Annotated in this window: 20 protein-coding genes; 11 read left to right on the top strand and 9 right to left on the bottom strand. The window is 56.3% G+C overall.

Annotation, left to right across the window (positions count from 1 at the left end; translation table 11 throughout):
* Positions 1 to 6: 6 nt before the first annotated feature.
* Complete coding sequence (locus AC5FXY_RS19690; RefSeq protein WP_493558432.1) at positions 7 to 462, top strand: hypothetical protein; 456 nt, start codon at positions 7 to 9, stop codon at positions 460 to 462.
* Between the two features lie 82 nt (positions 463 to 544).
* On the opposite strand, the gene AC5FXY_RS19685 is transcribed toward AC5FXY_RS19690, so the two are convergent.
* The gene (locus AC5FXY_RS19685) at positions 545 to 3,106 is read right to left on the bottom strand and encodes a M14 family metallopeptidase (RefSeq protein ID WP_493558431.1); all 2,562 of its coding nucleotides are present in this window, start codon (positions 3,104 to 3,106) and stop codon (positions 545 to 547) included.
* Positions 3,107 to 3,268: 162 nt separating this feature from the next.
* On the opposite strand from AC5FXY_RS19685, the gene AC5FXY_RS19680 reads away from it, so the two are divergent.
* Positions 3,269 to 3,676, top strand: a complete 408-nt coding sequence (locus AC5FXY_RS19680; protein ID WP_493558430.1) for a DUF2721 domain-containing protein — start codon at positions 3,269 to 3,271, stop codon at positions 3,674 to 3,676.
* Between the two features lie 45 nt (positions 3,677 to 3,721).
* Here AC5FXY_RS19680 and AC5FXY_RS19675 read toward each other — a convergent pair whose 3' ends face one another.
* Positions 3,722 to 3,985, bottom strand: coding sequence for a hypothetical protein (locus tag AC5FXY_RS19675; protein ID WP_493558429.1), 264 nt, complete (start codon positions 3,983 to 3,985; stop codon positions 3,722 to 3,724).
* Between the two features lie 166 nt (positions 3,986 to 4,151).
* On the opposite strand from AC5FXY_RS19675, the gene AC5FXY_RS19670 reads away from it, so the two are divergent.
* On the top strand, positions 4,152 to 4,625 hold the full coding sequence (locus AC5FXY_RS19670) for a hypothetical protein (protein ID WP_493558428.1): 474 nt from the start codon (positions 4,152 to 4,154) through the stop codon (positions 4,623 to 4,625).
* 119 nt (positions 4,626 to 4,744) lie between these two features.
* Here AC5FXY_RS19670 and AC5FXY_RS19665 read toward each other — a convergent pair whose 3' ends face one another.
* Positions 4,745 to 6,154 carry a RagB/SusD family nutrient uptake outer membrane protein gene (locus AC5FXY_RS19665; protein WP_493558427.1) on the bottom strand — a complete coding sequence of 470 codons (1,410 nt, stop codon included), beginning with the start codon at positions 6,152 to 6,154 and terminating at the stop codon, positions 4,745 to 4,747.
* Between the two features lie 24 nt (positions 6,155 to 6,178).
* A complete protein-coding gene (locus AC5FXY_RS19660) occupies positions 6,179 to 9,205 on the bottom strand; it encodes a SusC/RagA family TonB-linked outer membrane protein (protein ID WP_493558426.1) in 3,027 nt (1,008 codons plus the stop codon).
* A 490-nt stretch (positions 9,206 to 9,695) separates the two neighbouring features.
* Between AC5FXY_RS19660 and AC5FXY_RS19655 the strand changes: the two genes are divergently transcribed.
* Complete coding sequence (locus tag AC5FXY_RS19655; protein WP_493558425.1) at positions 9,696 to 10,883, top strand: ribonuclease D; 1,188 nt, start codon at positions 9,696 to 9,698, stop codon at positions 10,881 to 10,883.
* Between the two features lie 75 nt (positions 10,884 to 10,958).
* Here the strand turns inward: AC5FXY_RS19655 and aceA are convergent, their stop codons facing one another.
* Positions 10,959 to 12,257 (bottom strand): isocitrate lyase, encoded by a 1,299-nt coding sequence (aceA, locus tag AC5FXY_RS19650; protein WP_493558424.1) that lies wholly within the window; start codon positions 12,255 to 12,257, stop codon positions 10,959 to 10,961.
* A 183-nt stretch (positions 12,258 to 12,440) separates the two neighbouring features.
* Positions 12,441 to 14,069, bottom strand: a complete 1,629-nt coding sequence (gene aceB, locus AC5FXY_RS19645; protein ID WP_493558423.1) for a malate synthase A — start codon at positions 14,067 to 14,069, stop codon at positions 12,441 to 12,443.
* Between the two features lie 173 nt (positions 14,070 to 14,242).
* Here aceB and AC5FXY_RS19640 point away from each other — a divergent pair, with 173 nt between their 5' ends.
* Both AC5FXY_RS19640 and mltG read left to right on the top strand, forming a co-directional pair.
* Positions 14,243 to 15,721: a helix-turn-helix domain-containing protein gene (locus AC5FXY_RS19640; RefSeq protein ID WP_493558422.1), complete on the top strand. Its 1,479-nt coding sequence runs from the start codon at positions 14,243 to 14,245 to the stop codon at positions 15,719 to 15,721.
* 132 nt (positions 15,722 to 15,853) lie between these two features.
* Positions 15,854 to 16,921, top strand: coding sequence for an endolytic transglycosylase MltG (gene mltG / locus AC5FXY_RS19635; RefSeq protein ID WP_493558421.1), 1,068 nt, complete (start codon positions 15,854 to 15,856; stop codon positions 16,919 to 16,921).
* 3 nt (positions 16,922 to 16,924) lie between these two features.
* Here mltG and AC5FXY_RS19630 read toward each other — a convergent pair whose 3' ends face one another.
* Positions 16,925 to 18,430 carry a glycosyltransferase family protein gene (locus AC5FXY_RS19630; RefSeq protein ID WP_493558420.1) on the bottom strand — a complete coding sequence of 502 codons (1,506 nt, stop codon included), beginning with the start codon at positions 18,428 to 18,430 and terminating at the stop codon, positions 16,925 to 16,927.
* Between the two features lie 94 nt (positions 18,431 to 18,524).
* On the opposite strand from AC5FXY_RS19630, the gene dtd reads away from it, so the two are divergent.
* A complete protein-coding gene (gene dtd / locus AC5FXY_RS19625) occupies positions 18,525 to 18,965 on the top strand; it encodes a D-aminoacyl-tRNA deacylase (RefSeq protein WP_493558419.1) in 441 nt (146 codons plus the stop codon).
* 67 nt (positions 18,966 to 19,032) lie between these two features.
* Positions 19,033 to 19,359: a nucleotide pyrophosphohydrolase gene (locus tag AC5FXY_RS19620; RefSeq protein ID WP_493558418.1), complete on the top strand. Its 327-nt coding sequence runs from the start codon at positions 19,033 to 19,035 to the stop codon at positions 19,357 to 19,359.
* A gap of 24 nt (positions 19,360 to 19,383) precedes the next feature.
* On the opposite strand, the gene AC5FXY_RS19615 is transcribed toward AC5FXY_RS19620, so the two are convergent.
* Both AC5FXY_RS19615 and gcvT read right to left on the bottom strand, forming a co-directional pair.
* On the bottom strand, positions 19,384 to 20,130 hold the full coding sequence (locus AC5FXY_RS19615) for a 2-phosphosulfolactate phosphatase (protein WP_493558417.1): 747 nt from the start codon (positions 20,128 to 20,130) through the stop codon (positions 19,384 to 19,386).
* A gap of 140 nt (positions 20,131 to 20,270) precedes the next feature.
* On the bottom strand, positions 20,271 to 21,377 hold the full coding sequence (gene gcvT / locus AC5FXY_RS19610; protein WP_493558416.1) for a glycine cleavage system aminomethyltransferase GcvT: 1,107 nt from the start codon (positions 21,375 to 21,377) through the stop codon (positions 20,271 to 20,273).
* A gap of 152 nt (positions 21,378 to 21,529) precedes the next feature.
* Between gcvT and AC5FXY_RS19605 the strand changes: the two genes are divergently transcribed.
* The 3 genes from AC5FXY_RS19605 to AC5FXY_RS19595 form a co-directional block, all read left to right on the top strand.
* Positions 21,530 to 21,898, top strand: coding sequence for a CZB domain-containing protein (locus AC5FXY_RS19605; RefSeq protein WP_493558415.1), 369 nt, complete (start codon positions 21,530 to 21,532; stop codon positions 21,896 to 21,898).
* A 15-nt stretch (positions 21,899 to 21,913) separates the two neighbouring features.
* Positions 21,914 to 23,446: a sensor histidine kinase gene (locus AC5FXY_RS19600; protein ID WP_493558414.1), complete on the top strand. Its 1,533-nt coding sequence runs from the start codon at positions 21,914 to 21,916 to the stop codon at positions 23,444 to 23,446.
* Between the two features lie 69 nt (positions 23,447 to 23,515).
* On the top strand, positions 23,516 to 23,968 hold a 453-nt coding region (locus tag AC5FXY_RS19595), incomplete at its 3' end, for a response regulator (RefSeq protein ID WP_493558413.1).

Genomic DNA, 23,968 nt, shown 5'->3' with positions numbered 1-23,968 from the left:
TACGCTATGAAAAAGATAACTCTGTTCCTGTCAGCTTTTGCTCTGACCAGCATCACGGCTCTGGCCCAAACCGGTACCACTACCTCGTCGTCGACCACGACTACCGGAACTACTTCCGGTACCACGGGCACTACGTCGGGCGCTACTACTACTGGCACTACCTCGGGTACTGGCACCACATCGGGAACCTATAATACCGGTACGACAAGTGGCACGACCAGCGGTACTACTACCACGGGCTCCACGTCGACTGACATGAATACGAGTGGTACTACCACCACCGAAACCACTACCGAGGAGCGTACCAAAGCCGGCCGGGTCATCAGCAACACTGCTAGTGGCACGAAGCGCGTTGGTAAAAAAACGGGCCAAGCCATCGGCAAAGGCGCGAAGAAAGCCGGCCGTGGCGTGAAGAAAGGCGCTAAGAAAGTCGGTAATAAAGCTGAAGACATTGTAGACTAAGCATCTGCCCCAGCTACACCAAGCAAAAGCCCCGCTGCAGCTTTGCAGCGGGGCTTTTGCTTGGTGTAGCTGGACGTTTGTGCTACTGACCTACAAAGAAAACTGCGTTGCTAAAAAGCAGCTTGCCTGCTTGCCAGAACCCGCGGAATACGGGGTTGTCGCCGAAGTAAATCACTTGGCCGCGGCCCATTTCCTGCACGCCCAGCACTACCGTATCGGTAAGCTTGCGGCGTACCTGGCTGCCAGTAAAGCCAGCGGCGTATTGGTTTTTCTTTAGCACACCTACGTTCCAACTGCCCGCCCCCAGGAATTGATAGTTCAGTGGGTTGCGAACCATGGCGTAGTAGCTGTTGTCGTAACCGAAGGCCAGCGGGTGTGAGGTGTCGAGCTCCACTCGGTACACGCTGCCCTGCACCTGCTCCTGCAGTGACTCGCGCTCGGCGGTGCCGTAACGGCGCAACAGGCGGTACGGATCGGCTTTCTTGCTACGCGCGGTGTCGGCAGGCTTCTCCTTGAGGGCGAAGTCCTTCTTACCGGCCAGGTAGCTCATGGCGCCTTCCATGGCTATGAGCCGGCCGCCGGCCCGTACCCAAGCTTTTAAGTTGTCGAGTTGGCGCTCCGGCAGCACATCGGCATAGTTGCCATCGGGCAGGATGAGCACGTCAAAGCGGTTGAGCGGCACCGAGTTAAAATAGTCACTACCGAGCACCGTCACGGGGTAGCCGAGCTGCTGCTCAAAGAAATGCCAGATAGCGCCGAAAGCCGTTGGATCGGTACCCTGCCCGCCGAGCAGGGCCACTGTAGGCTTGCCCACGCTGTGCACGTTGCTGGAACCCAAGTCACTTCCAGTGCTGGCAAAACCAGTCTGTACCGGCGTCAGCTCCGCCCCTACCGAGTCGGCCATGGCCCTTACCATGGTGTCAAAGCGGCTACCTAGTCCCTCGTTGTTACCCCGGTTCAGGATAAGCGTACCGGCTGGAAATTTCTGCCCAGCGGCTTCAAAGGGCTGATACGCCACTCGCACCCGAATTTGCCGCTGCAGCAAAGCCGCCAGTAAACGGGCATCGCGCAGGGAATTCCAACGAGCGAGATATGCAAACGGGCGGCCGGAAGTAGGACTGCCCGCAGCAGCAGGCTCGGCGGAACGCTTAGCAGCCGAAGTGTTATTGCTGCCCTTCAGGTTGGTTGTAAGGGCGTAGCCTTGCAGGCCATATACATAGGGCAAAGCCCAAGCGGTAATATCGTATGTAAGCGAATCCTCTAAGGTTGCTTGGGGCTCGAACAGCACCTTCACCAACGTGGATTTGGGCTGATACATATTTACCACCACATCCGTTGGCTGTAACGTCACGCTTTCACGCTTGCCGGTGGCGTAGTTAAAGGCCTGCGCTTTGCGCCGCTCGCCCACGTACCCGTATTGAATTTGCTGACGTTTCAGAAACTCCACTAACGGCGCTACCCGCTCAGAAGAACCGCTTACCACAAAGCTTTTGTACGTACCGCGTGGCTTCTGCTGGGCGCTGGCGTAGTACTTACCAAACTCCGACAACAGCTCCGGCTGGTGGTCGGAAGCAGCACGGACGGTAGCCCAGCTGGCCGCGTAGTGGTGGGCAATGCGCTGATCCAAGGTGAGCGTATCCCCATCGGATTTGATGTAGCGCACCCCAGCTCGACCACTGCCGCCCTGTTCGTACGTCATGCCGATGGCGCCATTAAAGGAAGGCCAAGTGTCGCCGTATATCGGTGCAAACAGGTCGTAGCTTTCGCGGGTAAAATACAGCCAGCCGTTCTTGTCAAACACCTGCCGGTTGTAGTCGCCGATACGCTCCTGAAACTTGCGCTGGTAAGCGGTAATGTCTTCGTGAAACGGTTTGGCAGCCGGCGAGAAATAGTACGGCGACTCAGGACCCATCTCGTGGAAGTCGGCATGTACCTGCGGGAGCCACTGATTGTAGAGCGTAATGCGCTGCTGACTTTCCCGCTGCGTCTGCCAAGCCCAGTCGCGGTTCAAATCGAACAGGTAATGATTGAAGCGGCCACCGGGCCAGGGTTCCCGGTGCTCCCAGCTCAGGGGCGAGGCATTGGGCGAAGCAGCGGCTACCCGGCCATACCACTGCGCGTACCGTTCGCGGCCGTCAGGGTTCACGCAGGGGTCAATGAGCAGCACCACCCGCTCCAGCAGGTTCTGGGCGTCTTGGTTCTGAGGGTTGGCAAAATCGTACAGCACTTTCAACACCGCTTCCGATGATACCGCCTCGTTGCCGTGCACATTGTAGCTAAGCCATACCACGGCCGGTTGGTCGGCAGCCGGACTGCCGCTTTCCAACCCGGCCCGACGCAGGTTGCTGCGCCGAATATCGTCTAGGCGCTGCAGGTTACGTGGAGTTGCAATCTGTACTACTTCGAGCGTGCGTCCCTCATAGGTTTTGCCGTACGGAACTACCCGCATGCGGTCGGGATTTTGCTGGGCGAGGTAATCAGCGTAGCGCAGAATATCGGCGTGGTACGTAAAGCGGGTGCCGAGCTGATAGCCCAGAAACTGCTCGGGCGACTGTAGTGCCTGCTGGGCATAACTACCGGAGGCGGTCGTCAGCGCGGCGGCCACAAGGCCAGCTCGCAGAAACCGCGAAAAAGGGAAGGTCATGGTGGGCCTGGAAATGTATAATGGAATGGGCTGCGGGGCAGGCACCGGGCAAAACTGCTGCCCGGCGCTTCTGCTCGCCTGCAAGTTGCTTACTTCACGCTGCCCGGTGCCAATATATGGCCCTTTTCAGTAGTGCTCCGAGCCTAACTAAATCCGACTCCTATGGACATTACCCTTACTACCCCTGCCTTACTTTTTCCAGCGCTGTCACTATTGCTACTGGCTTATACCAATCGTTTTCTGGCGTTAGCCAACTTGGTGCGCACCCTTAAAAGGCAGTACTCCGAAACGCATCGTGAAGCGCAGATAAGGCAAATTGCCAACCTGCGCCGGCGCTTACTCATTGCGCGCAACATGCAGGCCGTGGGCACGGCCAGCATGTTTGGCTGCGTGCTCTGTATGTTTCTGCTTTATGCGGGCTTCGCGGCGGCCGCTAAGCTCGTCTTTGGCTTTAGCCTAGTGGCATTGCTGGTGTCGTTGGGCATGTCACTGTGGGAAATTCAAATTTCCGTAGATGCCCTACACATCGAGCTGCGCGACCTACAGGCCGAGGAACGGCACCGCGAGTAAGCAGCGCTGCCACGTTCCTAACCTGCATATCGACGCTAGCGTTGCCTAGTCAATCGGCGACGAAGTGTGAGCTTTGTCTGCCTCTGGCTTCTCTTTTATTTGATACAGTACGCTTTCCGCGACTCCTCTACCAAACAAGCTTACACCTGCATTGAATACCCCCAGCGCTACGGTTCCGGCTACCACCCAATCTTTGGTAGCGGCTCCATCCTGCATGCGTTTGGAGGCCCATTGAATCAGGCAAACTCCGAACCCGATTACGATCAAGCCACTCGGGGCAAAGACCAGCCATTTGGTTTTGTGCGTCATAGCGAAAAGTCAGTAACTGAAGTTGAGGAAAGAAACCACGAGCATTATGCCTTGTTCGGAACCTACGTAAAAGGCTTATTTCCGATGTGCTCACGCGCCTCGCCAGCCCGATGCATTGGCTGCCATCGTTTCTCCGTTCCTTTGCAGCTCATTCTGTACTTCCCATATGCCCACGCCTCCTTTCCAGCAGCTGCTCGATGCGGCATTTCGCCAAGACGGTCCGGATTATCTGCAGCCCGAAGACCTACGCGCTTACGTAGCGCTGGAACGAGCTGCCCCCAACGACCTGGCGTTTCGCTTTGAGCGCGTGCGCCTGCTGGTGGCCATGAGCCTAATGAAGGCCCTAGCCGACCTCGGTGACCACGACGAAAGCCGGCAAGTGCTACAGGTGTTGCATAAGGCTGCCGGAGCCCGCTCCATCGACCAGATCGATGCCGTTATTACGAAAGAAGCCAAGCGGTTCGAGCGACTGTACACCGATTTGTACGTCAACCGCGAAGGCGAGCAACTACTGCACCTCTTTGAGCGCACCCTCGATGCTGACTCGATGGACGCTATGGATGAAGTAATCGAAGAAGCCGCCGACCTGGTAGCTGAACTGGATTTTGACGCGCCGACTGATACCGACGAGGACGAATAAAACCGCGCACTCCAGCCTTTTCATAACATCAGGTCAACAAGCCGTACCATTTTCTGTGCAATAAAAAAGCCGCCCCAGACATACTGGAGCGACCTTTTTACAAAGGTAGCTAAACGACTTTAGTAACCTGGGTTCTGCGGTAAAGCATTGCCAAGGTTGATTTCGTACTGCGGAATAGGCAATACGAGCAGGGGGCTATTGGCAGGAAGTGCACCCACTGCCCGACCTGTGCGCTTGAAGTCATGAATGCGGAAGCCTTCGAAGGCAAGTTCCAGCTCACGCTCGCGCAGAATATCGGCCAAAGTCACGGTTGTTTTCGGCGAAGCGCCGGCACGTCGGCGGATAGCATTGACGTCAGCTAGTGGCGTGGCTCCTACTGTGCTGCCCAGGCGCTGGTTGGCTTCGGCCCGGATCAGCATCATTTCAGCCAAGCGGATGAGGGGAATGTTCTGGTCAGGAGTATTCCACTTAAAAGAACGAATCCGACCTGCCCGACGACCGTCACCCGTATAGAGCAAACTGCTGCCAATGCCATTCTGGGTGCTAGCGTCGATGCCCCGCTGGTCGGTAGTCTCGTACAGATCGGCAAACGGTTGCAGAATTTGTACGTCGCCGCGGCCTCCAAATCCTTCATTATTGCTGGAATAAAAGGTAGCCAAACCGTCGTTGGCAGTACCAGCATTGTTTTGCTCGTTCTGCAGCACCTCGAATAGAACTTCAGCAGTGCCCCGGGCCGTAAATGCATCCAGCACCGTAGGGTTCAAGCTTGCGTTGCTGTTCTGAATTACGTCGTTGGCCTTGGTAAGAGCATCGCTGTAGCGCCCCAACTGCAAGTACACGCGAGCCAAGATGGCTTTTGCATCGTTTTTATCGAAACGACCCAGTGCGATGGAAGCAGGCAGTTTGGTTTCGGCAGCTTGCAAGTCTTGCAGCACCTGATCATACACTGCTTGTACCGATGCCCGGCTCAGGCGTTCCTGGGCTTGATCGACGTTTACCACTCCAGTAAGTGCCAAAGGTACTCCCAAGGGGCTGTTCACATCGGGTTGGCCAAACAACCGAACCAATTCAAAATACATCAGGCCGCGCATCATGCGCATCTCTCCTTCGTACTGGTCACGCCGCGTGGTATTGGTTACCACCGGCAGTTTTTCCAGTACTAGATTGGAAATATTGATGAGCCGATACGCTTCGCGCCAAGTACGTTGGGCCTCCGTGTTAAAAGTCGGGATGGGCTGACGCAATTGGATTTCGCGGTAACTGGCAAATGTACCTTGCCAGTTGATGTAATCATCATTGGCTAGCAACTCTGGCAACAAAACCAGGTTGGTACCATACAGAGCCGGGTTATACAAGCGCGAGTAAGCACCAATTACGGCGCTTTCTACGGCTTGCGGAGTATTCAGGGCAGTTTCGGCATCTATTTCCTGCTCGGGCTGGAGGTCTAGTTGCTTTTCGCAAGCTGTATTAAGGAAGCTCGCTCCCAGCATTAGCGCTACCGTAGCAACGCGAAAGAATTTCGTATTCATAGTATTGGGAAGGCAACAAAAATTTTAGAAGCCCAGGTTCACGCCCACCAACCAAGTCTTGGCCAATGGCGGGGTGTAGAAGTCGTGACCTAGCAGATATGAAGGCAACCCGAATGCCGTGGTGTTGATTTCAGGGTCGTAGCCATCATAGTTCGTGATGGTAAGCAGGTTCTGACCGGTGACGTAAATCCGGGCGCTCTGCAACCGAGCCTTCTCCGAAATAGTCTTGGGCAGTGTGTAACCTACGGTCAGGGTTTTGAAACGCAGGAACGAGCCATCCTGAATCCAGCGCGACGAGGGCTGGGTACCGTTGGCCTCGTACAAGCGAGCCTGCGGCACATCGGTCACATCACCAGGATTCTGCCAGCGGCGGAGTTGGTCGCGTGATTGGTTATCCCAGTAATCGGCGTTAACTGATTGGAACACGCCGCCGATGTTGTACACATCGTTGCCGTAAGTAAACTGGTTCAGCAATGTCAGATCAAAGCCTTTGAAGCTGAACGTGTTCGTTAGACCACCGGTGTATTTCGGGTTCGGGTCACCAATCTTCTGAAGCGGAGCAGCGGCGTAATCAGCCGTGGTGCCGCCATCGGCGGTGTAATACAAAGCATCCCCGTTGTTAATGTCTACCCCAGCATACTTCTTGCCCCAGAATACCCCAATAGGCTCTCCCTCGCGCACTTGACCAAGCTGACGGCCACCCGAAGTCAGGATCTGGCCATTGAGGTTGGTAATTTTGTTACGGTTGAAGGTGATGTTGAAGTTAGTGCTCCACTTAAACTCGCTGTCAATGTTGCGAGTGTTCAGCGACAACTCGATACCGCGGTTGCGCAGGCTACCTACGTTGCGGTTGAAGTTGGAGTAGCCACTGGTAAATGCCAGTTGATCCAGTAACAACAGATCATCAGTATCCTTTTGATAAACGTCCACCTCACCGCTGATGCGGTCGTTCAGGAAGCCAAATTCGACACCGATGTCAGCTTGCTTGGTGTTTTCCCAAGTCAGGCGTTGGTTGCCCAGTGTTGCGTTGGGAATAATACCCGGAGTCGTCTGGTAAGGGTTAACTGAGTACAGCGTACGCGAAGCGAAATTCAGGATTTCGGCATTACCCGTTACGCCATAGCTGGCACGTAGCTTCAGCAAACTCAGGATGCTGTTTTCACGCAGAAAATCCTCCTCAGTGATTACCCAGCCAGCAGACAAGGCCGGGAAATAGCCCCAGCGGTTGTCACGGCCAAAGCGCGACGAGGCGTCACCGCGGATGCTACCCGAAAGCAGGTACTTGTTGCGAAAAGTGTAGTTCACCCGGCTCAGCACCGAAACAAAGGAGTAAGCAGTTCCAGAGGTGCTACCCGACGTGATACGAGCTGCCGACGCAATCTTGCGGAATTGGTCGTTTGGATACCCACGACCTTCCACTGAGGTTTGCTCGTTGTCGTAACGTTGGTAAGTGAAACCTACCAGCGCCTCGATGTTGTGGTCTTCACCAAGGGTGCGGAAGTAAGTAGCTGTGTTGTTATTAGTCCAGTTTACAGCCTGTACCTGGTTGCTATACCCGTAGCCATCAGGGGCACCATCTTCGGTGAAACGGCCACGGTAGATTTCTTCACGCAGGTTCAGGAAGTCAGCACCGAACTCAGTGCGCAAAGTCAACCCGGTGATGGGCTGATAGCTTAAGGAAGCATTGCTGAACGAGCGGAAAGTGCCGGCGCGGTTGGTAGCGTTGCCTACCTCTACCAGCGCATTGTAATACAAAGTGCCCCGGTTCAATCCTGTCGGATCGTTTGGGTCGTCCTTTGCCTGAATGGGCGGAAGAGCATTCAGCTGAACAGGGTTAGAAAAGGCATTATCATCGGGCACACGGTCGTTGACGGAGCGCGACAACGACAGGTTGAGGCCTACTTTAAGCTTTTCAGTGATGCTGTGGTCGAAATTGGTACGGAAGGAGCCCCGGCGGTACCGGTTACCCACAATGATACCCGTCTGATCGTTGTAGTTAGCGCTCAGGAAAAAGCGGGTTTTAGCATCGCCGCCGCTTACGTTGGCATCGTATTGCTCGACACTGCCTTTGCGGAAAGCCAGCGTTGACCAGGGCGTGTCAAAATTAGAGTTGAAATCCAGGCCTGCTTCTTCGCGGAACACTTCGGCAATGTCCGGATTGGCACCATAAAAGTCCCGGACGTACGAGTTTGGCATAGCAGCAGCATTGCGGATAGATTCTGCAAACAGCTCCTTATACTCCGCAGCGTTGATGAATTCACGCAGACGAGTTGCTTCGCTCGTACCACGGTAGTAACCCACGTTTACGCGAGTAGCACCCTGACGTCCTTTCTTCGTCGTCACCAAGATTACCCCGTTAGATGCGCGCGCCCCGTAAATGGCAGCTGCAGCGGCATCTTTCAGAATGGTAATCGATTCGATGTCATTCGGGTTCAGGTCGGCCAGTGGGTTGATGGGCTCATCGTTAGCTGAACCCACATCGTTTGACGTTACAACAATACCATCGATAACGTACAGCGGCTGGTTAGATGCCGATACGGAAGAGGCACCACGCACACGAATCTGTACGCCAGCGCCGAGTTTGCCCGAGCCCTGGTTGATTTGTACGCCTGGCGTGCGCCCCTGAATAGCCTGCTCAAAACTGACCGTAGGTACGTTTTCGACTTCCTTGCTGCCGAGCTGGGTTACAGCTCCTGTCAGTTCGCGCTTGGTTTGCGTGCCATAGCCGACTACCACTGTCTCGCCGAGGACCTGTTCATTGCCCTGCAGTTTGATGTTCAGACTAGTCTGGTCACCTACGGCGATGTTTTGCGTGGCAAAGCCAATAGAGCTTATGACGATTGTTGCACCGGGCTGTACTGTCAGGCGAAAATTGCCGTCGGCGTCGGTGCTAGTTCCGTTGGTGGTTCCACGCTCCAAGACGGTGACGCCAGGCAGCCCCGTGCCATCGGCGACGGACGTGACTCGTCCGCTCACGGCCCGCGTCTGGGCTTGGGCTACCACCGCCATGGGTACCATCAGGCCCAGCGAGAGTAGAAATTTGTGTTTCATGTGTATGACCTTGCGGCCTAGTTAGTGAGTGAGTGGCGCTAAAATCAGGAAAATGTAATTTATATACAGCAGAATGAATGGAAACCAATAATAGCTAGAGCTACCTCCAAGCGATGAGCAGCATGACGTTTTTGGCCAACAAAGTGTTTTTTATCAGTGGTTTGGTTGTCAAAAAAAGAGCCCCCTGAAAACAACGCTTTGTGCGATACTTAAAAAGCAGCTTCCGGACTTCATATGAAATATAAATATTTAATATTGAATTAATATCATAACATCGGTCATCTTTCAATGCTTTTTCTATTGCAAAAAATCAAGCGGTATCCTTCGCCTCTCGAAATAGCATGACAGCAGGTCAATACCCTTTCGCGGCACGGCATACAGTGTTGGAGCATATGGCTTACTCAGCCATTACTGTTTGGTTGGGCTTAGTCAGCGCTCCTGCCTACCTTTACCCTCAAAGGTGATAACCTCGTGGCCTACTCATTACTTAATGGCTGAAATTCAGTACCTCTCTACGCCCTCTGCTATTCAGCAAGCCGCTGATTGGCTGCGTACCCAACCTCGTATTGCTGTCGACCTGGAGTTCGACGACATGCGTCATCATTACGGCCGCAATCTTGCCCTGATTCAGCTTTTCGACGGCCAGACGGTTTATCTAATTGATCCTATACCTCTTACCAATCCTGGTCAGGAGCTAGAGCCTCTGTGGGCAATTTTCGGTGATACAGCCGTGGAGAAAGTATTTCACAGCTGTAAGTCGGATATTCTACTGCTCGACGAGCTATATGATGTGCGCGTCCGCAACATCACCGATACCAGCGTGCAGTATACCATGCTGGGCGAATCGGATAATAATATCTCGCTAGGCCGACTAATTCAAAGCGAGTTAGGCATCGAGGTGGATAAAGGCGAGCAGAAGTCCAACTGGTTAAAGCGCCCCTTGTCGGAAGCTCAGAAGCTGTACGCGGCCAACGACGTCCTGTACCTCCTGGAACTGGCCGATCGGCTGGCAGTGAAGCTCGACACGCTGGGCCGTACGCACTGGGCAGCCGAGGAAAACTTGGCACTTGAGGATGTGCGCTACACCCGCGACGAGCGTCCTTACCTGCGTATTGCCGGCAAGTACCGTATCCTGCCCAATGAAATGCCGCTGTTCCGCGACTTATACCTGCTGCGCGACCAAGTGGCGAAGGAGCTGGACCGGCCGCCGTACATGGTGTTTTCCAATGACCGCCTAGCAGAGCTGGCCCGTGACACTCCCCGCAGTGTAAGCGACTGGAAAGCGGCCCGCGGCTTGCACCCCGAGCTAAAGCGGACTCCATACCTAGAGCAACTGGCTGCTCTCTGCCCCGATACTTTCGTGGCCGTGCCTGAGCCGCCCATGACTTCCGAGTCGCGTCGCTTCCCATTCCGGCGCCGTCTCAACGGTGAAAAAGCGGCCCGCGCCGACGCCCGGGAGCAAACCTTGCTGACGCTGAAGAACCATGTAGCCACTGACCTCAACGGCTACGTAGCCAACTTGGTCTTGTCAAACCGCCTGGTGTCGGATATAGTAGAGCTGGGCGCTGAACGCGTATTGCGCCCTTGGCAAAAACAGATTTTGCAGGAGGTAGCCCAGCGCCACGGCCTCGACTACAGCCAGATTTCGGAACCCTTTGACGTTATCAGCACTAATTGATTTGGCTGAAAAGCGGCAATGAAAAAGCCCGGTCAGTTTGACCGGGCTTTTTCATTGCGGCATATGTAAGTAGGTTCAGTGTTGAAACTGCTCTTCTTCCGTAGAGCCTACCAAGGCCGCCGTGCTGGCCCGTCCACTCGATACCACATTCTGTACAGCATCGAAGTAACCGGTACCCACGAAGGCTTGGTGCTTCACGGCCTTGAAGCCGTGCTGCTGTAGGGCAAACTCGCGCTGCTGCAGCTCCGAGTAACCAGCCATACCCCGGTCGCGGTACGCCTGAGCCAGCTCAAACATGCTGGTATTGAGTGCATGGAAGCCGGCCAACGTGATGAACTGAAATTTGAAGCCCAGAGCCGCTAACTCCTCGCGGAAGGTTTCCATCTGCTCCACGCTAAGCTTTGAAGCCCAATTGAACGACGGCGAGCAGTTATAGGCCAAGATCTTGCCGGGGAACTTGGCATGAATACCTTCCGCAAACTGCCGGGCTTGTTCCAGGTCGGGGTGCGAGGTTTCCATCCAAAGCATATCACAGTACGGAGCATAGGCCAAGCCACGGGCAATGCAAGCTTCTACGCCGCAGCGCACCCGGTAGAACCCTTCGCTGGTACGCTCAGCTTCCTGTAGCACGAAGGGTTTGTCACGATCGTCCACGTCGGAAGTAATAAGATCAGCGGCATCGGCGTCGGTTCGGGCCACGATGAGCGTGGGCACACCCAGCACGTCCGCGGCGAGGCGGGCGGCTACCAGCTTTTGCACTGCCTCTTGAGTAGGCACCAACACTTTGCCACCGAGGTGGCCGCACTTCTTAGCTGAAGACAACTGATCCTCAAAGTGTACGCCCGCGGCGCCAGCTTCAATCATCATCTTCATGAGTTCGAAAGCGTTTAAATTCCCCCCAAAACCGGCTTCGGCATCGGCCACAATGGGTACCATCCAATGCACATGGCCGGCTTGCCCCTGCTCGCTGTTTAGGTGCTGAATCTGATCGGCGCGCAGCAGAGCGTTGTTGATGCGGCGCACTACGTTTGGCACCGAGTCGGCAGGATACAGGCTTTGGTCAGGGTACATCTGGCCGGCCATGTTGGCGTCGGCGGCCACCTGCCAGCCCGAGAGGTAGATGGCGTTAAGGCCAGCCTGCACTTCCTGTACGGCTTGGTTTCCGGTGAGGGCGCCGAGGCCCGCCACGTAGGGCTCGGTGCGCAATAGTTTCCAAAGCCGCTCGGCGCCCTGGCGAGCCAGCGAATACTCAATCTGCACGGAGCCCTGCAGCTTTACCACGTCTTCGGCAGAATACGGGCGTTCAATGCCTTCCCAGCGGGGGTTGGCAGACCAGTCTCGGTTGATGGCAGCAATGCGTTCGGCGCGGTTCATAATCGTGGGGTGTTTTGGTTGTGGGAAAGAGGAAAACTTAGGCAATGGGAAGCCAGGCTACCGTTTTCGGGCAGCTTGAGCTAGGTGTGGCGCGTACCTCAGTTGGCGTCTATAATGAGTTTTAGGTCTGATGCCCGAAAATTGTCCCGGTACAGGCGGACCAAGGTCCTTACTATATCACCTTCACGGCAGCTGCTCGTAAGCTGGCAGCGTCAGGAAGTCGGCGCAGTTATCGGCCAGCACCAAGCGGTCCAGCAGATGCACTGCTGGGCGGTAGAAATCGACATAAGTTTCCTCCCCTACTTCATGGCGCAGCTTATCGGCAATTTCTGTCAGCAACATCCGGTATAGCTCCATGGTGACGGGACGCCCGTCGCCGAGCGTCGTTTCGGGGATATGCAGCCACTGCCAGAGCTGCACGCGGGAGATTTCAGCGGTGGCGGCATCTTCCATCAGGTTGTAGAGCGGCACGCAGCCGTTGCCCCCGATCCAAGCTCCCAGGTAGCGCAGTGCTACGTCGATGTTCTGCCGCAGGCCGGCTTCGGTGATGGTACCTTGTGGAGCTTGCAGTAAGTCTTTGGCCGTAGGCAGTGGCTCGCTGGAGCGTAGTTTATCAATTTGATTGGGCTGCGGCATCAGCTCATCAAACACTTCCAGCGCAATGCCAACCAGCGCCGGATGCGCCACCCAAGTGCCATCGTGGCCCAGCGTAGCTTCACGCACCTTATCGGCATGCACCTTATCCAGGGCAATGGCATTTTCAGCCTGGCTGTTTTTAATGGGAATCTGAGCAGCCATTCCGCCCATAGCATGCACGCCGCGGCGGTGGCAGGTATCGATTACGAGGCGCACATAAGCAGCCATATTGGGTACCGTCATGGTTACCTGCGCTCGGTCGGGCAGGCGATACTCCTCCTTTGCACCGAGGGTTTTGATGTAAGAGAAAATGTAATCCCAACGGCCGCAGTTCAGGCCGGCAGAGTGCTGACGCAGCTCCCACAGGATTTCGTTGGTTTCGAAGGCCGCTGGCAGCGTCTCAATGAGCACAGTGGCCTTGATGGTGCCTTTGGGAATTCTCAACTCCCACTGGGCAAACTCAAAAACCTCATTCCACAGGCGCGCTTCCAAATGACTTTCCAGCTTGGGCAGGTAGAAGTATGGCCCGGTGCCGCGGGCAATCAGCTCGTGCGCGTTGTGAAAGAAATACAGACCAAAGTCGAACAGCGCGCCGCTTACTGCTTCGCCATCTACCAACACGTGCTTCTCGGTTAGATGCCAGCCCCGGGGACGTACCATCAGCGTGGCTGTGCGCTCGTTTAGCCGATAAGTTTTGCTTGGCGTTTCGAGCGAGATAGTGCGGCGCACAGCATCACGCAGATTGATTTGGCCTTGCACCACGTTGTCCCAGGTCGGCGAAAGAGAGTCTTCGCAATCAGCCATGAAGACTTTAGCGCCCGAGTTCAGCGCATTGATTATCATCTTCCGCTCGGTTGGGCCGGTGATTTCCACACGACGGTCCAGCAGATCGGTGGGCAGAGGGGCGACTTGCCAGTCGCTCGCGCGTAGCTGCTGAGTTTCGGGAAGAAAGTCAGGCAGCTTGCCAGCAGCAAAATCGGCACGGCGCTGCTGACGGCGCTGTAAAAGCTCCTGCCGCCGATCGTCAAACTTTCGGTGAAGGGCAGCTACAAAGGCCAAAGCCGAGGGGGTAAGAATCTCAGCATAGGCTGAGCTACAGGCTCCGAGCACTTTCACCCGTGCTGGGCAAAGCAAATCTGACTTGGCTGTAACAAGCGGGTGGTCAAGCGTTTCCATAGGGCCTGGGTTGGCTGTGTGTTGGTAGAGTTCGATAATGATCAAACATACGTAAGCGAATTATTAATGACAAGCGAATATTCGCTAAAAGTAAATATTTAGCTAAAAACAAGTTATTCTCAGCATCTGACTGAGGTTTCGTTTCTTTGCTAGCCAGCGCTTTTTTCTCATTCATGCTAAGCCACGCCCAAGTAGTTCGCCTCATCTTCGGATTGAAACTTCGTCAGCTCCGCCAGGAACGAGGCTTTACACCGGCAGCCCTGTCGCAGGCTGTGGATGTATCCGTATCGTATCTGAATGAGATAGAGAAGGGCAAGAAGTACCCTAAGGCCGATAAGATTATGGCCTTTGCGCGGGCGCTGGGCGTGAGCTACGACGAGCTGGTTTCCTTACATCTAGGCAAGCGCTTGGCGCCGATATCGGAGCTACTGCAATCGGATGTGTTGCGGGAATTCCCGCTGGATATGTTTGGGCTTGATCCTAGCCGACTGATTGAGTTGGTTTCCGATGCGCCCACGCGGGTAATGGCTTTTATTAGCACGTTGCTGGAGCTGGCCCGCAACTACGAGATGCGTCAGGAACACTTTTACCTGGCCGCGCTCCGCTCCTACCAGGAAATGCACGATAATTACTTCGATGACCTCGAAGACGCCGTGCGCAGCTGCGTAGCCCGCTTCCGCCTGCGCACCGATCCGCCCTTCGACCTGCACCAGTTGGAAGATCTGCTCGGGCAGGAATACTATTACCTTATTGATAAGCATTCTTTAGGCGAGCATCCTGAGCTACACGGGTTGCGTTCGGTATTTCAGCCGGCAGCGCGGCGCTTACTGTTACGCCCAGGACTTTCGCGGGCGCAAGAAATCTTTGTATTAGGCCGAGAAGTGGCCTTCAATTACCTGGGGTTGAAGGAGCGCCCGTACACCAACGTGCCAGCCGTCACGCCGGGCTCATTCGAGCAGGTTTTGAATCACTTTCGAGCCTCATACTTCGCGGTGGCGATGCTAATGGAGGAAAGCCAGCTGGTGGCCGACTTGCAGGCCTTGTTTTCAGCTCCGCGCTGGAATGCGGCCCTGGTGCTGGGCCTGCTCACCCGCTACGAGGTGTCGCCGGAGATGCTGCTACAGCGCGTGACCAACTTGCTGGCGCGGCACTTTGGCATCGGCAGCTTGTTCTTTCTGCGTTTCGACCAAGCGCCCGGCGACTCCCATTTTCAGCTGACCAAGGAGCTGCACCTCTCGCGCCTGCACAACCCGCACGGCAACGAGCTGCAGGAGCATTATTGCCGGCGCTGGGTAAGTCTTTGGTTGATGGAACAAGCTCGACAGTCCGGTAGCCCCGGTCTGCGCGTAGCGGCCCAACGCTCACGCTACTGGCAAACCCCCGACGAATACCTCTGTCTCACCATTGCGCGTTTTGATGCCTCGGGCCACGCCACCAGTGTAACGGTAGGCTTGCCCGTCGACGACAACCTCAAGCAAAAAGTGGCATTTTGGAACGATGAAGCCATTCCGCTGCGCTGGGTAAACGAAACCTGCGAGCGGTGCTCTATTCCGGACTGCGAAGTGCGTGCTGCGCCGCCTATAAAGATTATGGAGCAGCAACGCCGCGCAGAACTAGCAGCGGCCGTAACGGCGTTGGTGCAGGGGCAGTAACCACAAAGGCTACTCCCGCCGTTATCCACCGAGTAAACTCACTGCGGAGGCATTGTAAGCGGTGCCGCTTGGCACACTGACTGGCGCTTAAAAGCACCGGCTCCAAAGAAGTGCAACGTACTTTTATCTGGTTTGACAACTCAGAAATCATCATCTGCTACCGTTTGGCGGCGCATCGGTTGGGCGCTGTTAGGGTTATTGCTACTACTTGGCGGCGCAGGTTTTTACGCCGCTTGGCGGGTGCTCTGGCGACCCAATGTAGAACCGTCAGCTTTTGGCCCGGCCTATCTCTATATCCGCACGGGCGGTACATTCACCGAGGTGCTTGACTCGCTGCAACGGCACGAGCTGCTGCGTGAACCAGGTACCTTCCGTTGGCTTGCCGAACGGCGCGGCTACCCATCAGCTGTGCGGCCGGGTCGCTACCGACTGGATTTTGACCTCAACAACGAGCAACTTCTCAATCGCCTCATGCGCGGCGAGCAGGACACATTGGAATTTGTGCTCGACGCCTTTAAATACAAGCCCCAGCTGGCCCGGCAGATAAGCCGGCAGTTGGAGGCTGACTCCACGCCCTTGCGGCAGTTGCTGAACCGGCAGACTTGGTTGCAGCGCCAGTACGGCGTGGACACTACCACGGTGCTTACGCTGTTTATCCCCGGCCGCTATCCTTTGCTGTGGAACACTTCGGCGCAACAGTTTGTGGACAGCATGGCCGCGCATCACCGCCGCTTTTGGAACGAGCAGCGGCAGCGCCGGGCCGACTCCTTGCGCCTCTCCCCGGCCCAAGTGCACGTGCTGGCCAGCATTGTGCAGCGCGAAACGGCGAAGCCCGAGGATAAACCAATCATAGCGGGCGTGTACCTGAACCGCCTGCGCCGCGGCATGCGCCTGCAGGCTGACCCGACGCTACTTTGGGCCATCGGTAATTTTGGGGTGCGGCGCGTGCTCAATAAAGACAAGCTGGTGGACTCCCCCTACAATACTTACAAGCACAAGGGGTTGCCGCCCGGCCCTATCACATCAGCCAACCGCCAGAGCCTAGACGCGGTATTGAAACCGGCTCAGCACAAGTACCTGTTTTTCTGTGCGCAAGCCGGAGGCAGCGGTTATTCCGATTTTGCCGAAACCTACGAGGAGCACAAGCAGAATGCACGGCGCTACCAACGCTGGCTTGACAGCCTTAAGATTAAGCGCTAAGTGTTACGGGAAGCCTTGTCCATAGGGGCGAAGTGCCCAACTATTAAGATCGAGTAAGCGCAGCTGAACCGTGTCGCGGGCTGATTGCCGCTGCCGTTTTAAAGTCTGAGCATAACCCAGGCCAGTATACTCTGAGTGCTCCAGGTACAGCAGCGGTGACGTAAGCATCGGCTCAGGCCAGGCTGCTACGAAGGGCAATTGTCGCAATGAATCGAACTGCTGGACCCCGGCCACCCGATAATAATCATCAAGTAAAACATAGCGATAACCCTGCTGACGTAAGGCTTGAAGCTGCTGCCATGAATTTGCCGCAGCTACCGCGACTTGCCGCGACTCGCCCTGGGGCATCAAGCTGATTCCGACGGTAGTAGCTACCCGCTGAATCCCTTGGCGCTTGAGCCACTCCGCCACTTGCTCGTAACGAGAAGGGCCGTAAGCCAGCACCTGCCGCTGTACCTGCCAGCCGTTGTAGCCCACGGCGGCGCAAAGCAGCGTCAGGGCCGCTGCCCGCGGCCACTTTTGTAGCAACAGCACCGGCAGCGCATACAGCGGCACGTACCCGAATAACAGCCCCCGAGGCGCTTTGACCAGCAGCGACATGCCCGCCAGTGTGCAGACAGCCCACACCAGCAGGTAAGTACCAATGGGTAGTGGCCGCTGCCGAAGACCTCCCGCAAACCACACCAGCGCTACGCCCAGGCCCGGCAACAGCAGCGGCGACTCAAAATCCGTCAAGAAGCGCAAGTAATAGGCAAAATCTACCTGTACGGTACCCCGGCGGCCGGCAGCATTGGCAGCGGCCGGAAACATAATGACGAAATATACCGCCGGCCACCGGTAAGGCGGCACCCCCGAAATCAGCCAAGCCAGCAGGCCGAGTACTACAAACGGCGCGGCAAGGATGAGCATGATGCGCCACCAATTGCCGCCGCGCCAAGCCAAGCCATCGGCCTGCTGCCATTCCAACACAGCCAAGATCGGTACGGTAAGCAGGAATTTGTAGTTAATGCTCAGTCCGAACGCCAGCCACACAGCAACCCGCAACACATTCCGCCGCGACGGTTGCTGCAGCCGCTGCCAATGAGCCCGAAGCATGCCAGCCAGAGCCAACAGGCTCAACGAACTCATGGTAAAGTCGCGGCCCGAGAAGGTAAGGAAGACAGATGAACCGGCTAGTAACACCAGTAGCGCCGCTTCGGGCCCGCGCAGGCGGGCTAGACGCGCTATCCATTCTATTATCAGGCCCAAAGCCAGCACCGCTACCAAGGCATTCAGCGCCAAGAACACGCGGTAATCTGCCGTGAGCCAAGCTATGGGCGCGTAAAGCAGGTAAAAGCCAGGGCTGCCGTGGTGGAACAGGTGGCGCCAATCCAGCCTCGCCACCTCCTGTACTATCTGCCAGTTGCGCACCGAGTCATAGTCCGGCAACGACAGGGTGGGCAAGCCCCACAGGCGCAGCACCAGCACGGCGAGCAGCGCCAGCAGCAGCCAACGCAAGCGGTGGGGCACAGCAGAAGGATGGGCGGAATCAGGCAACACGACGGCGAAGATGGTCATTTGCTGCCTTTCTTTGCGGCTCCACATTCATCTTCTACCCTGCCCTATGCGCGTAGTTGTACAGCGCGTCTCGGAGGCTTCGGTCACCGTCGACGGCGAAATCACCGGCCAGATTGGTGCTGGCCTGCTGGTACTGGCTGGCTTCACCCATTCCGATACCTCCGTTGAGCTCGACTGGATGGCCCGCAAGTTGGTGCAGCTGCGCATCTTCTCCGATGCCGACGATAAGATGAATCTTTCGGTGCAAGACATAGGCGGCGACTTGCTGGTGGTAAGCCAGTTCACGTTGCTAGCCGATGCGCGCAAGGGCACTCGCCCCAGCTACATCGAGGCCGCGCCGCCACCCGTAGCCATTCCGCTTTACGAGCAGTTTGTGAAACTGCTGGAGCAGCTTATGGGCCGCCCAGTGGCCACCGGCCGCTTCGGAGCCGATATGAAAGTGCGCCTGCTGAATGATGGCCCCGTCACTATCGTGCTGGAACGGTGAGCTGATGAGCTCCGTTTGACAGCCGCACGTTTCCCCTCACGAAAATTAACCTCTTGCCCTCCCGCTCATGACCATTGAAGAAGCCCAGCAGACCGTCGACCAGTGGATTCAGACCACGGGCGTCCGGTATTTTAACGAGCTGACCAACATGGCCATGCTCACCGAGGAAGTAGGCGAAGTAGCCCGCATCATTGCGCGGCAGTACGGCGAACAATCCTTTAAAGCCTCCGACCGCGACAAAGTGCTGGCCGATGAGTTAGCCGATGTGCTGTTCGTGGTGATTTGCCTAGCCAACCAAACCGGGGTAAATCTGACCGAAGCCTTGCAGCGCAACCTAGAAAAGAAGACCCAGCGCGACGCCGACCGGCACAAACAAAACGAGAAGCTGCAGTAGCAGCTTCTCGTCACGCCTTTTGCTTTAGCCTGCTTGGTGCACTGTCACCAGTTGCTCGGGCACCAGCCGGTCATCGCGCCAGATGGGAAGCACCTCGGGGTACTCATCCATACGTAGGCAAAACTCAAAATCCTTGTTGGCTTCCAGGGAATTCAGCCGCCGTACGTGAGAAGATTGGAGCAGATAGCCTTGCAGGTCAGCTTTGGCCTGCTGCCATAGGTGCAGAGCGGCCAGCGTCGCATCAGAGCTGCTCACGTCAAAATCGGTGGCTAATCGCTCGGCTAGCGCTCCGCCGAAAATGGTGTCTTCGAGGCAAAACTTCCCTTTCCAGCCAGCGCAGACCACTACCACATCCTTCTGCTGCGCCCGCGCAAAATCGGCTACCGCTTGCAAATTCAGGAAAGCGCCCACCACCACGGCATCGGCACTCAGGGAGCGGCGCAGTGCCAGCGTTCCGTTGGTGGTGCTGATGGCCACGGCGCGGCCCCGCACCGGCAGCACACTATCCAGGTAACCAAAGGGTGAATTGCCAAGGTCGAAGCCTTCGGCGGCGCGGCCGTCGCGCTCAGCGGCGGTGAGGCAGCCGTGCTGCTCGCCCATAGCTCGGCATTCGGCCAATTCTGCCACCGGAAATACGTGCGTCACGCCATTGGCCAGCGCGGTGACGATGCTGGACGTGGCGCGCAGAATATCGACTACCACGGCCACGCGGCCGCGCAAGTCATAAAGCGGCAGCAACTCCGGAGAAAAACAGATATCGACGGAAGGCATCAACTAGAAAAGACCAAGTGAAAGAACGTCATCCTGACGCGGAAAGGACCTCATCACGTATGAATGCCCACCGTACAGGCGTTTCATTCTCGCGCGACAAGGTCCTTCCTGGGTCAGGATGACAGATGAATTGCTGAGTATTAAACCTCCTCCGTGCCTTTCACGAAGGGCAGCTTCGTGATGGTGGCGGGCAAGTTCTTGCCGCGTACCTGCACAAACACTTTGCTGCCGGGCGCGCTAAACTCGGTGGTTACGTAGCCCAAACCGATGCCCTTGCTCATGCTCGGCGACTGGGTGCCCGAAGTCACTTCCCCAATCTTCTCACCGGCTTCGTTTACCAGCTCGTAATGGGCGCGCGGAATGCCGGGGCCATCCATTACAAAGCCCACCAGCTTGCGCTGCACGCCTTGCTCTTTCTGCTCCTTCAGCGCGGAGCTGTTTGTAAACTCCTTGGTGAACTTGGTAATCCAGCCCAAGCCGCCTTCCAGCGGGGAAGTTTGATCGTCGATGTCATTGCCGTACAGGCAGTAGCCCATTTCCAGGCGCAGCGTGTCGCGGGCACCGAGGCCGATGGGCTTCAGGCCGAAAGGCTTACCGGCTTCCAGAATCTTGTTCCACACTTCGTGGGCCGACTCATTCGGAATGTATAGCTCAAAGCCGCCCGCACCAGTGTAGCCCGTTGCTGAGATAATCACGTTGGGCTGGCCCGCAAAGGTGCCCTGCACAAACGAGTAGTACGGAATGCTCTTCAGGTCCGTATCGGTCAGGCTTTGGAGTGCGTCGATGGCTTTGGGGCCCTGCACGGCGAAAAGACTGATCTGGTCCGATACGTTTTCCATGTCGGCCCCGAACTCCTCGTTAAAGCGGCTGATCCAGTTCCAATCCTTTTCGATGTTGGAAGCGTTGACCACCAGCATGTAGTCCTCGTCGGCCAGCTTGTATACCAACAAATCGTCCACAATACCGCCCTGCTCGTTGGGCAGGCAGGAATACTGGGCTTTGCCGTCCTGCAGTTTGCTGGCATCGTTGGTGGTTACGCGCTGGATCAGGTCCAGAGCCCGGGGGCCGCGTACGCGGAACTCACCCATGTGCGACACATCGAAGATACCTACGGCCCGGCGCACAGTGTGATGCTCGTCGAGGTCGGAGGAGTAGCGCACGGGCATGTTGTAGCCGGCGAAAGGCACCATCTTGGCACCGAGTTGCTGGTGCACGTCGTTCAGCACGACGGTCTTCAGGTCGCTCATGGAAAAAGGGAATTGCGGTCTGGTGGGGAAACGGCCACCGGGCAACACGGGCAGCCCGGCGCGCAAAAGTAGCTCAAAACTCCCGGCACCCAATCGGCCCTGTTTGTCGTTCAAGTACCAGCGGCTCCACCTACGCCCTAGTATTTTTTGGTATGGATGAAGATATCAAGCGTGACTTTGACGGTGCCCGTCTGCGGCATATTCTCTTCAAAGCCAAGCTCCGCTCCTTCCTGTATGGCAGCGGTTCCGACGAAGAACCCGTACGCGACGCTGATATTTGTGGCTTAGGAAAGTGGATCAAAGACACCGCGTTGGCCCGGTTTGGGCACCATCCCGAGGTGCATGAGCTGGACCGTATGCACCGCTTGGTACACGTTCGGGCCAATACGCTGATGGATCTTTATCAGACCGGGCAGGTAGACGAGGCCCAACGCCGCCTACGCGAAATCAATCCCATCACCGATCAGATCTTGCAGCTGATCAATACCCTTGAACAAAAGCTGCGTAAAGAGGCCCGCTGACGCAGCGCTTTTTACATGAAGCTCAAGCTTTCTACTCGCATCTTTATTGGCTTTCTCACCATTGCGTTGCTGTTCGTGACGGTTGTTTTCGTCAACTATCAGCTGTCACGCGCGGTATTGAGGAATTCCCAACGCATTGCCGATTCGCAGAACCGGACGGCGCAGGCCACGCGCATGCTGCGTCACATCGTCGACATGGAATCCGGCTTTCGGGGCTATCTGCTGATAGGCAACGAACGCCTGCTTGAGTCTTACTACGAAGGCGAGCGGCAGCTTTTGGGCGCCTTTATGGATTTGCGGGATGACTTTCCCATCGATGATCCGCAATACGCCCGCCTGCTCCGGGCCCAGCAGTTGTACGAGCGTTGGTCGGCCTTTTCGCACCTGCTTATCAGCGAAAAACGCAATGCCCGCAAGAGCAGCGCCAAGCAGGAAGGCATCGACAACATGGAGCACCGCACGTTGGTGGAGGACCTGACGGGCAAGCGGCTGATGGACCAGATCCGGGTTATTTTCCGCGGGTTCGATCAAACGGAGTTGGCCTCGCGCGACAAGCAGCGGGAAAAACTTACCGATAGCATTCGGCAAACGCGTGTCCTTTCCATTGTGCTTACGCTGGTTGCCCTTGCCATGGGCCTTACCGGGGCCTTGCTCATCACTAGGCTACTAGCGCGCCGCATCAACATTATGGTGCAGCTGGCCACGCGCATCGCCGACGGCAATTACCAGGTGCGCCTCGAAGATCAGGACCAGGATGAGCTAAGTGAGCTGGCAACCTCACTGAACTCCATGGCCAGTACCATCGGCTCGACCATCACTCAGCTGGAACGCCGCAACCAGGAACTCGATCAGTTTGCCTACGTGGTGTCGCACGACTTGAAAGCCCCCTTACGCGGCATCGAAAGTGCTTCCCGCTGGATCGAGGAGGATATGGATGTAAGCCTGCCCGAGCACATCCGGGAGTTTCTGGAGCTGATGCGGGCCCGGGTGCATCGCATGGAAAACCTTATTAGCGGCATCCTGGAGCTGGCGCGGGTAGGGCGCGTGCAGCAGGCCCAGGAGCGCGTCAACCTACGGGAGTTGCTCGGCGAAATCGTAGATTCTCTTGCTCCGCCGGCTGGTTTTCGCGTGCAATTGCCCCCCTACTTGCCCACGCTTACGGCTTCGCGGGTAGAGCTGCAGCAGGTTTTCAGCAACCTTATCAGCAACGCCATAAAGTACCATCACGACCCGGCCAGTGGCTTGGTGCACATTCGGCTCCGCGAAACGCCCGACGAGTACACGTTTTCCGTAGCCGACAACGGCCCGGGCATTGCTGCTGAGTATCACGAACGGGTTTTTGTGATTTTTCAGACGCTTACCGAACGCGACACGTTGGAAAGTACTGGCGTAGGGCTGGCTATTGTAAAGAAGATTATTGAGCGTCACGGCGGTAAAATCACTTTGGATTCGCAGGAAGGCGCCGGAGCCACTTTCACTTTCACCTGGCCTAAGGCTTCTAAAGCGCGCAATGCTAGTGGTCAACGCGCCGGTGCCATTAGCCAATAGGCTTTTTTCCACGTATAGGAGTGGTGTCTGCTCCAGAAGCAATCCTTCCCACTTCTACTAGCTTTCCAGATGCATAGCCATAATTCAATTCCTCCAGGCATTCTGCTCGTCGAAGACGACCAGATGGATATTATGAATGTGCAGCGTGAATTGCGCAAGCATAACATCAACGCTCCCCTCTATGTGGCCCGCAACGGCCGCGACGCCCTTTCCATGTTGCGCGGCGAAAATGGCAAGGAGCAAATCCCCAAGCCTAGCGTGGTAATGCTGGACATCAACATGCCTCGGATGAATGGCTTAGAGCTTCTCGAGGTGCTCCGCTCCGATACAAATTTTGTGGGCCTGAACGTGTTTATCATGACCACTTCCGACCTCGAAAATGACCGGTTACGAGCTCAGGAATTGGCTGTGAGCGGCTACATTATCAAGCCCCTGACCTTTGATAAATTTGGCGAAGGTGGCGCTACCGTCGACGGCTTCAGCCTGTTTTTGGACTTGCTGCAGTTGAAAGAACAGCACCAG

Source organism: Hymenobacter sp. FMD4, assembly GCF_058932745.1.
The sequence above is the reverse complement of the archived record's forward strand: the minus strand, read 5'-3'. Positions and strand labels throughout refer to the sequence as shown.

Excerpts from the sequence above, each read along its gene's own strand:
- AC5FXY_RS19690 (WP_493558432.1), top strand. The coding sequence starts at position 7 with ATGAAAAAGATAACTCTGTTCCTGTCAGCTTTTGCTCTGACCAGCATC.
- AC5FXY_RS19685 (WP_493558431.1), bottom strand. The coding sequence starts at position 3,106 with ATGACCTTCCCTTTTTCGCGGTTTCTGCGAGCTGGCCTTGTGGCCGCC.
- AC5FXY_RS19680 (WP_493558430.1), top strand. The coding sequence starts at position 3,269 with ATGGACATTACCCTTACTACCCCTGCCTTACTTTTTCCAGCGCTGTCA.
- AC5FXY_RS19675 (WP_493558429.1), bottom strand. The coding sequence starts at position 3,985 with ATGACGCACAAAACCAAATGGCTGGTCTTTGCCCCGAGTGGCTTGATC.
- AC5FXY_RS19670 (WP_493558428.1), top strand. The coding sequence starts at position 4,152 with ATGCCCACGCCTCCTTTCCAGCAGCTGCTCGATGCGGCATTTCGCCAA.
- AC5FXY_RS19665 (WP_493558427.1), bottom strand. The coding sequence starts at position 6,154 with ATGAATACGAAATTCTTTCGCGTTGCTACGGTAGCGCTAATGCTGGGA.
- AC5FXY_RS19660 (WP_493558426.1), bottom strand. The coding sequence starts at position 9,205 with ATGAAACACAAATTTCTACTCTCGCTGGGCCTGATGGTACCCATGGCG.
- AC5FXY_RS19655 (WP_493558425.1), top strand. The coding sequence starts at position 9,696 with ATGGCTGAAATTCAGTACCTCTCTACGCCCTCTGCTATTCAGCAAGCC.
- aceA (WP_493558424.1), bottom strand. The coding sequence starts at position 12,257 with ATGAACCGCGCCGAACGCATTGCTGCCATCAACCGAGACTGGTCTGCC.
- aceB (WP_493558423.1), bottom strand. The coding sequence starts at position 14,069 with ATGGAAACGCTTGACCACCCGCTTGTTACAGCCAAGTCAGATTTGCTT.
- AC5FXY_RS19640 (WP_493558422.1), top strand. The coding sequence starts at position 14,243 with ATGCTAAGCCACGCCCAAGTAGTTCGCCTCATCTTCGGATTGAAACTT.
- dtd (WP_493558419.1), top strand. The coding sequence starts at position 18,525 with ATGCGCGTAGTTGTACAGCGCGTCTCGGAGGCTTCGGTCACCGTCGAC.
- AC5FXY_RS19620 (WP_493558418.1), top strand. The coding sequence starts at position 19,033 with ATGACCATTGAAGAAGCCCAGCAGACCGTCGACCAGTGGATTCAGACC.
- AC5FXY_RS19615 (WP_493558417.1), bottom strand. The coding sequence starts at position 20,130 with ATGCCTTCCGTCGATATCTGTTTTTCTCCGGAGTTGCTGCCGCTTTAT.
- gcvT (WP_493558416.1), bottom strand. The coding sequence starts at position 21,377 with ATGAGCGACCTGAAGACCGTCGTGCTGAACGACGTGCACCAGCAACTC.
- AC5FXY_RS19605 (WP_493558415.1), top strand. The coding sequence starts at position 21,530 with ATGGATGAAGATATCAAGCGTGACTTTGACGGTGCCCGTCTGCGGCAT.
- AC5FXY_RS19600 (WP_493558414.1), top strand. The coding sequence starts at position 21,914 with ATGAAGCTCAAGCTTTCTACTCGCATCTTTATTGGCTTTCTCACCATT.